A 7,497-nucleotide genomic window follows, 5' to 3' on the forward strand; every position below is an offset into this window, starting at 1 on the left:
GTTTCGCTTAACAAGTAACCTAAATTTATCATAGCGAAACTCAAATATCAACATATAGTGTCGCATTAAATACATAAACCACTATATATTGTGTTTTTTTGAATGACTTTTAATTTTGTCAACCGAGGAATCACTTAATATAGTTAGCAAAAGGGAGATAAGTGTATATTTACGATGATTTTCCATCAAATTGAAGTTAATTTGAACCTTGACTTCGAAAAAACAGCAGGGTAAGTCACGCTTAATTTCTGATTATTTATTTGGGTGCCTATTGATAGAGGTATTCAGCAACATCAACCCGATCCCTATTATCGCGGCAAAAAAGGTCACTATTACGCCCTGTGGAGTTCTGGCCACGAGGCTATAGATAAAACATGCCATGAACGCTAGGACGATTAGAATATGGAACAATCGATACTTTGACATTTAAGCCCCCCTTTTTTTTGGTAATCAACTTTCCATATTATACCACCTGCAAGTTACGGAAGCCCACCGCAAATTTTTTTAAGTGTGCATCACGAGTACCTATTTGCGGTTTCAGTAACCACCCCCTTCGTCACATCAAATCGGCAAGGCAAAGCAAAAGTTAATTTCATTGTAGCCCTTCTAAACAGAGGTTAATGTGACAAAACACTTCTGGACACATTGCGAATCTTTTTTAAGTGGTAGACGGCGGGTGTGACGGGGGTGCTTCCCCCGGGAGGGGGCTTCCTCCATTACATCCTCACAGCATCCATTCCCCTAGCACACGTAGCCACCTGAGATCCGCCATTGGCTATTTACTTTCCTTTGCTGTTATTTCATTCGTTTGTTTCTATTCTGTTATCTTCCTCCGTTCTATATCGCATGTCTTGCTGTGTATCCTAACGCCTCACGCACCTTCCTATCCCTTGTCATTACTGGTTTCCTTTACCTTATGTCAGTCTATCGCTAATTGGCTGTTTGTGGTGGCAGGTTGTCATATCGAGTAGCCCCTTATATAGCCCATATCCTTAGAGGTACTTATTTTTTCTTCCTGCTTTCCCTCCTAACCAGTAGGTATATCTTGACCCCATGAAATGCTAATGTGCCAATAGTGTTAAATACTCCCTGAATGACTACAAAGATTATTGCTAAGTACCAGATTTCCATTAGTTATCCCCACCTTTAAAAAATTACCTACACGTATATAGTCTCGGAAACCCTTTCGATTATCGTCCCTTAATTTATATGACGCATGAGTTTTGGGTTTCGGACACCTACTAAATAATAAGAATGACATTTGGGTTTCGCACACTCTTTACTTAATTATTTTTCAAGGGATAAGCAACTAACGGTGAAAAAAAATCAACATGTAACATAATACATAAAAAGTTACATTCATTTCCCCTAAAACACTGGACTATACGGAAAACCATGCTATACTGAGGGTAACTAAAAAATATGTTACATTCAAAACGTTGAGTCTATTGGGATACGGAAAAGGGGAATTTATATGACTACGAAAAAGCCGGCTAATAAAAAAGAGGAAATTAAGGACGTACAACCGATAAGATCATTAGAAAAATTAGATGATATGAAGTGGGCACTAAAACGCCAATCGCAAAGAGATTACATAATGTTTCTACTAGGAATCAATACTGGTCTACGAGTGAGTGATTTATTAGATTTAAAGGTGAAGGACATTAAGGGGAAAAAGAAAATCGCTGTTAAGGAAGGTAAGACGGAAAAGAAGCGTGATATCCAGCTAAGTAACATCTATGAGGAATTAAACGAATATATCAAGACACTTGAAGGCACTGAATGGCTGTTTCCTTCACGTAAAGGGGATAAGGCGATTTCTCGCATACAAGCTTACAGGGCTTTAAATAAAGCGTCTGATACGGTAGATATGCCTGACGGTATCGGAACTCATACTATGAGAAAAACGTTCGGCTACTGGTACTATAAACGGACTAAAGACGTGGCGAAACTACAGATGATACTTAATCATTCGCACCCTGAGGTTACTTTGAAGTATATAGGAATCACTGATGAAGAAATCGAAGACAGCTTAAATGACTTTGTACTGTAAGGCGTGGGGGGAACCTCGCGTTCTTTTTTCTTTGTGCTTTTTTTATTCTGGGGAAGGGCTGTGTAGATAGTACGTTTAGGCGGTAAAAACTGATAATTCGCACAACTTTTCACACCTATGTTAATTTAAGGAACCTAGACGTACCAAGGCGTCAGCCCCTCTTAGCAGGCAATTCCAGATTGTGCGGAGGTAAAATAAAAACACCCTGAATTGGGTGCTGATTCCTTACGGTAAATATAAGTTGATCCTACGTATTATAATCTTGTTGTAATCAATCTTTGATTCTAGTTTCTTTTCAAATTTATGTTGTTCATCGCTTTGCAAGTCTCTTAGGCGACCATCAAACTCATCATAGCCACTGTATAGATTAACATCATCAATTGAATCGCCATTTATAGGCTGAATCTTTAATTCTGTCAGAAAAGAACGTTTTGTTAGCAACTCATCTCTTTCTTTATTGTATTTCCTCAAGTCGCTTAGAAATTCTTGATTCTCTTTTTCTAATTCTTGTTTCCATGTTTTTAAGTACTCTAATTGTTGTTGTTCCATCATCATCTCCCTTTCCCTTGCTAATATATATTTTACCTGTGTATACAAAAATAGGAAATAGGTAGTATAATAGAGAGGCAACAAGATATGAAGTGGGTTCTGCTTCGGCGGCAATCCGGCCCCTTCAAAAGGGTGATGTAAAATGGAAATCAAGGTGTCTATACGAATCAAGATTTCAAGTAAGGGTGTCGGACTAGTGCTGGCTTTAATTAACCTTGCGGTAAATCTGTCTAGCCTATAATGGGCTAGGCTTTTTACTTTTTCCGGTATTGCGGAAACCATTCAGAATCTTTGCAGAACCTAGTAATTTATGGTTGCTTATGTAGATTGATAGAGTTAAAATTATTAGTAACTTAATAACGAACGGATAAACAAAAAAGCCATTTCCATATGTTAGTGTTTCTCAGGCACTAACGGAAATGACTTCTTCTATAACCTAGTGTTCTCACCACTAAGTTAAATTTATAGCCCTGACGCAACAGGACTATTCGATACACCTATTATAAGCCCTTTGTCTACGGAATTTCAACTAGTAATGTTAGTGGCATTCGTACATAATCAGACAAAGTTTTTACGAAAGGCGATATCACTTTAACTTGTAGCAGAAACACACAGGTTATTGGGGTATCGTCTTTTTTGTGTACTGTTCAGGTGCAATTGCCTGAAAGCACCTTAAAAACTGATTGGATAGCCTGCGTTCGTGCAGAGAGTACTTCGTTATACTCTTACAAAGTGGGCAACCAGTAACAGATTCCTATTCATTTGTTGCTGGACAGGCGAGAACAGCCTATAAAAGGTTCGGGTGGTTATCGTTGACATTACGGTGTCAGGGAACGCATTCAGCTTGTCGCACAGGGACGATATTGTGTAGGACAAGCCATTGGCAAAGGATGTGTGTAGAGAAATCTACTGAGTGAATAGGGTCTGATATACGTAAACGGGTCGAACGTGACGCAAGGACTTACGTGAGTAAAATTGGACGCTTATCCTTCTATTCTGATTGATTGCTTTTTTTAGCTTTCTCTCAGCATAGGGGATAAGTCTGCCTTCAAGCCGTTCCAAATCTCTCGTTCAGCAAGTCAAAAACCGTAAGATCGGTCAAGCATAATCAGCTAAATAGTTGGAAAAATTGCTGTTAAGATGACGGAGGTTAAGGCATTTCTACAATATAACATTAGATTTACTATATAAGGATTCATAGTTGGGGTTGTAGGAGAATGACAGTCCCGTAGTGGGCAACGGTGGGTTTTTAATTGGGGCAAGAAAGCAGCCATGATGCAGCCAAAACTCATTGGGCAAATTTGGGGACAACAGGATTGTTTCTGCAAACAACCCCGGAACCCGATCTTCAATCTTGCCCTTTCTTTCCACCTTTTCCTTTCTCTTATGATAGCATTCTCTTTTTAGATTTTTTTCTTTTCAACACAATTTAAGTTTGAATATATAAGTTTGTTTAGTTAAGTCTGTATAACGTCCAATTCTCGAACCATGTTTGATTAAATAATGAACCATGCCCGTTCAATTTAAAGATACCAACCATATGTGACTTGTGATTAACACCTGCTAAGAATGTGATTAAACCAGTGTTTTCAATCAGCGTTAATCACAAGGGTAACTTTCACCTTTATCCCATTTTTTGCTTGTCTAACATATGTTGGTGGAATCGTTCCTTATCATTTTCAGCCATCGCCACTAAATCTATTTCTTTTTCCCTGAGTTTTTCAACTTTGCCGGGAACAGCTTCGTACAGTTCAGCCTTATCCAGCGGTTTGTAAACTACATAAATATTGTTACCTTTGAGGGCTTTGCCTCTTTGAATTAGTCCCACTCGTTCTAGATTTTTAAAACAATTATTTATAGTGGATTTCCCTCCAATACCGGTAAGAAACATTAGTTGGGGAACGGTGGGGTACGCATATCCAATGTCTAAGTTGTAATATTGGTATAGCTTCATATAAACGACAAGATCGGTGTGAGAAATCAAATCTAATTGGATGTAGTCGAATAAGGCATTTGGAAACAGTTCAAAGTTCTTTTCCACGTTACCTTTGCAGATTATCCCTGTACTTTTAATTTTCGTTGTATTTGCTGCCATATAAAATCATTCCTTTTCTGAGGTTTAGTAGTTCATGTTTTGAACTCTATACAGAAGCACTTACAGGAATGGATTGAAATAGGACATTTAATTTGAAGATATTTAAAATCTACTTCGTGTACCTTCAACACGTCCATTCTAAGGCGTTTTAAAATAATTCTAATAGATAAGTTAGGTTAAAACCTGAACGTTCTGTACGGGGCGTTTACGGGACAATTAGGAGGTATGCTGAAATGAGTGAAAAAAATGAACTTGAAGAATTAAAGAAAATTATGGAAATGGGATTTAAATCCATAAATGAGAGATTCGACAGATTGGATGGAAATTCCGACCGGGTGGATGGAAACTTCGCCAAAATTAAAGAAGACTTTAAGGGCATCCAAGCCCGTTTTGACACGATAGATAGAACTCTAGAAAAGATTGACACAAATGCCAAGGAATTTAGGGCGGGCCTGCAAAAGGTTAACGCGAATTTAGAAGGTAATCGCTAAGGCTGAGGCGAAGTAGTTACTTGAGGTGATAACTATGACAATCGAATTAAAGAAGGATTCCAACGTGAGGGACCTTGTCAACTTGTTCAATGCTGGAGAAATAAGATACCCGGATATTATGGAATTGTTCCAAGTTTCCCGAGACCTAATTAAAGCCCGATTAACTGGAATTGGCTTGACTTGGGATAACAGCCAAAAGAAGTTTGTCGGTGAAGCGACTGAGGAAGATTTAAACATAAAGTTATCGGTGTTGTTGGAAAAGCAAAGGGTTAGGGTTACGAAAGCCGATGCTAGCATTCAAGCTATTAAAGAAACAGCATCTACTATTGAAACGCCAGTAAAAGAAAATACTAATGAAATCAAAGCAAAAGCTAGTAAAAAGGAAGTATCAAAAATAGCCACTAGCAAACTAGATTCTATTGATTTGCTATTGCTTCAAAATAACTCTGAAAGTGAACAGCGAGTATATAGAGGTTTCTATTGGGATGCAGACATAATTAACTTTTTGGATAATGTGAAGCACGGCAATAAAAGCGACTTAATGAATGAGATTGTGAGAACTGTTTTAAAGGACAAGGGATTGATTTAAACGAGAGGACGGCTTTTAGCAGCCGTTCTTTTTTATGGATTTTTTTTCATGCACCTACCTGTCAGGGGTGGGGGTTTTAAAGACTGTCTTTATAGGAGGTTCATATTTTATGAATTTCACTAAAGATCGGGAGGGAATTAAATGATTGGTGTGAATGTGAACAGCTTACCTTACGAATCGAAAATAACGTATCCAATGATTCGCTATATCAGGCTTTGCCGAAATCTTACGCAAGAGAAATTCGGTGAGGTTTGCAAAATCGATCAGGGCGTAATCGCCAAGCTTGAACGGGGCGTATTGGATTTATCAATAAATTATGAAAGTCGGATAATTGACGGCTGCAGGTCGTTAAACATCAGTGAACTTGAAATGTTAAGCGTGAAACGAATTACAGAATTAAAAGCCCAACGAGGCATTAAATAGGAGGAAATTACAATGTTAAAGATTGACCGTTCTGCAGTAGATTCTGCCATTGAAACTTTGGATACTATGTTCACCGCCACTCAAGAAGTATTAGCAGACTATGAAACTGAAAAGCAGGTACTCGTTAAACGTGGGGAAGATTTCAGTAAAAGAGTTGCAGAACTTCAGGAAGAACATACGCAATTGTTGCTTGACCGTGAGATATCTAAGGACAACACGGGTGACTACATTTACCTGTCCAAACAGCTTACTAGTACGGATGAAGAAATGAAGATCATACTTTCTTTACAGGAACAATTGAAAGAGGACTTCACAGCTTTAAAAATGAAATACGCACCAATTATTCAAGCTACCTACCGCAAAGACTTGTCTGCTAAGAATCAGTTACCTGTGAACGAGATGGTCGAACACGCGAGATACGAGTTAGTTAAGGCAATCTATGACTTTGCTAGTGAAGTTAGGAAACAGCAAAGCCCCTTGTTACCAGCTATTGGTGAATTTCTGGACGACAAAGAGGTCATGGAGGTAAATAGAAACTTTGAAAGGGTGTTTGAGTATGACCAGACAAATCTGCCCTACAGCGAGTTTAATAAGACCGTAATTCATCGTTTGGACATATTCTCAGCGTGTTCAGGAAACATGCCCACCAACATAACGAAACCAAAAGGGAGTGCAGAATAATGAGTAATGAAATGAACCCGTTGCAGAAGATCATAAATGGTTTAGGTGAAGCAGCCTTAATGGAAACGCCGATAAACGTGGACAATGAAGCTATGGGCAGGTACATGATGGAGAGAAGTAAGCCCATTGTTTATCCACCTTACACACTACACAAATTTAGAAATAAGAAAGATGAGGAATCAGAACCACTTGCTTAACTGCAGGTGGTTTTTCTTTATGAACATGGGGCTATACTTGGGGGATAAAGACCAAATAAAAAAAGAATCAGGTTGTACACCCGATTCCAGTAATACAATCGCTATCAAGATAGCTTTTTTTTGTTTTCTTTTGTTTTCTTTGCTACAAGATTTTTTTGGATTTTCAATCCTTTTATAGCACTAGCAATGATAAGCCCTAGTTCTATAAAGCCAGAAAAATCTTCAACGACACTCGCTATAGAACTGGCTATAGCAGAGACCGTTTTCAAGATTTCAAGCATAATTCCCTCTCCTTTTATCTGTTTCAAAATCCGTCCTTGCTGACGCAAAAATCTATATGTAGCCTTACGTGTCCGTTTCGCTTAACAAGTAACCTAAATTTATCATAGCGAAACTCAAATATCAACATATAGTGTCGC

At 38.3% G+C, this 7,497-nt stretch carries 9 protein-coding genes; 6 read left to right on the top strand and 3 right to left on the bottom strand.

The genetic code is table 11. The features are described 5' to 3' along the window. Positions 1 to 1,474: 1,474 nt before the first annotated feature. Positions 1,475 to 2,053 carry a tyrosine-type recombinase/integrase gene (locus ASU00_RS23825; protein WP_057915923.1) on the top strand — a complete coding sequence of 193 codons (579 nt, stop codon included), beginning with the start codon at positions 1,475 to 1,477 and terminating at the stop codon, positions 2,051 to 2,053. A gap of 225 nt (positions 2,054 to 2,278) precedes the next feature. Here ASU00_RS23825 and ASU00_RS23830 read toward each other — a convergent pair whose 3' ends face one another. Together ASU00_RS23830 and ASU00_RS23835 are read right to left on the bottom strand one after the other, a co-directional pair. Further along, on the bottom strand, positions 2,279 to 2,602 hold the full coding sequence (locus tag ASU00_RS23830) for a hypothetical protein (RefSeq protein ID WP_152983841.1): 324 nt from the start codon (positions 2,600 to 2,602) through the stop codon (positions 2,279 to 2,281). Between the two features lie 1,624 nt (positions 2,603 to 4,226). Then, positions 4,227 to 4,697 carry a helix-turn-helix domain-containing protein gene (locus ASU00_RS23835; RefSeq protein WP_057915925.1) on the bottom strand — a complete coding sequence of 157 codons (471 nt, stop codon included), beginning with the start codon at positions 4,695 to 4,697 and terminating at the stop codon, positions 4,227 to 4,229. A 233-nt stretch (positions 4,698 to 4,930) separates the two neighbouring features. Between ASU00_RS23835 and ASU00_RS23840 the strand changes: the two genes are divergently transcribed. The 5 genes from ASU00_RS23840 to ASU00_RS23860 all read left to right on the top strand — a co-directional run bounded on the left by ASU00_RS23840 (position 4,931) and on the right by ASU00_RS23860 (position 7,078). After that, on the top strand, positions 4,931 to 5,188 hold the full coding sequence (locus ASU00_RS23840; RefSeq protein WP_057915926.1) for a hypothetical protein: 258 nt from the start codon (positions 4,931 to 4,933) through the stop codon (positions 5,186 to 5,188). Between the two features lie 34 nt (positions 5,189 to 5,222). Continuing rightward, the gene (locus ASU00_RS26520; RefSeq protein WP_057915927.1) at positions 5,223 to 5,777 is read left to right on the top strand and encodes a hypothetical protein; all 555 of its coding nucleotides are present in this window, start codon (positions 5,223 to 5,225) and stop codon (positions 5,775 to 5,777) included. Between the two features lie 141 nt (positions 5,778 to 5,918). Continuing rightward, positions 5,919 to 6,200 (top strand): helix-turn-helix domain-containing protein, encoded by a 282-nt coding sequence (locus tag ASU00_RS23850; RefSeq protein ID WP_057915928.1) that lies wholly within the window; start codon positions 5,919 to 5,921, stop codon positions 6,198 to 6,200. A gap of 12 nt (positions 6,201 to 6,212) precedes the next feature. Further along, on the top strand, positions 6,213 to 6,881 hold the full coding sequence (locus tag ASU00_RS23855; RefSeq protein ID WP_057915929.1) for a hypothetical protein: 669 nt from the start codon (positions 6,213 to 6,215) through the stop codon (positions 6,879 to 6,881). Continuing rightward, positions 6,881 to 7,078: a hypothetical protein gene (locus tag ASU00_RS23860; RefSeq protein ID WP_057915930.1), complete on the top strand. Its 198-nt coding sequence runs from the start codon at positions 6,881 to 6,883 to the stop codon at positions 7,076 to 7,078. The genes ASU00_RS23855 and ASU00_RS23860 overlap by 1 nt, the downstream gene beginning before the upstream one ends. A gap of 104 nt (positions 7,079 to 7,182) precedes the next feature. On the opposite strand, the gene ASU00_RS25630 is transcribed toward ASU00_RS23860, so the two are convergent. Next, positions 7,183 to 7,359 (bottom strand): hypothetical protein, encoded by a 177-nt coding sequence (locus ASU00_RS25630; protein ID WP_161809787.1) that lies wholly within the window; start codon positions 7,357 to 7,359, stop codon positions 7,183 to 7,185. Positions 7,360 to 7,497 lie beyond the last annotated feature (138 nt).

Origin of the sequence: Peribacillus muralis, from assembly GCF_001439925.1 — a bacterium.
GTDB classification, from domain to species: Bacteria; Bacillota; Bacilli; order Bacillales; family DSM-1321; genus Peribacillus; species Peribacillus muralis.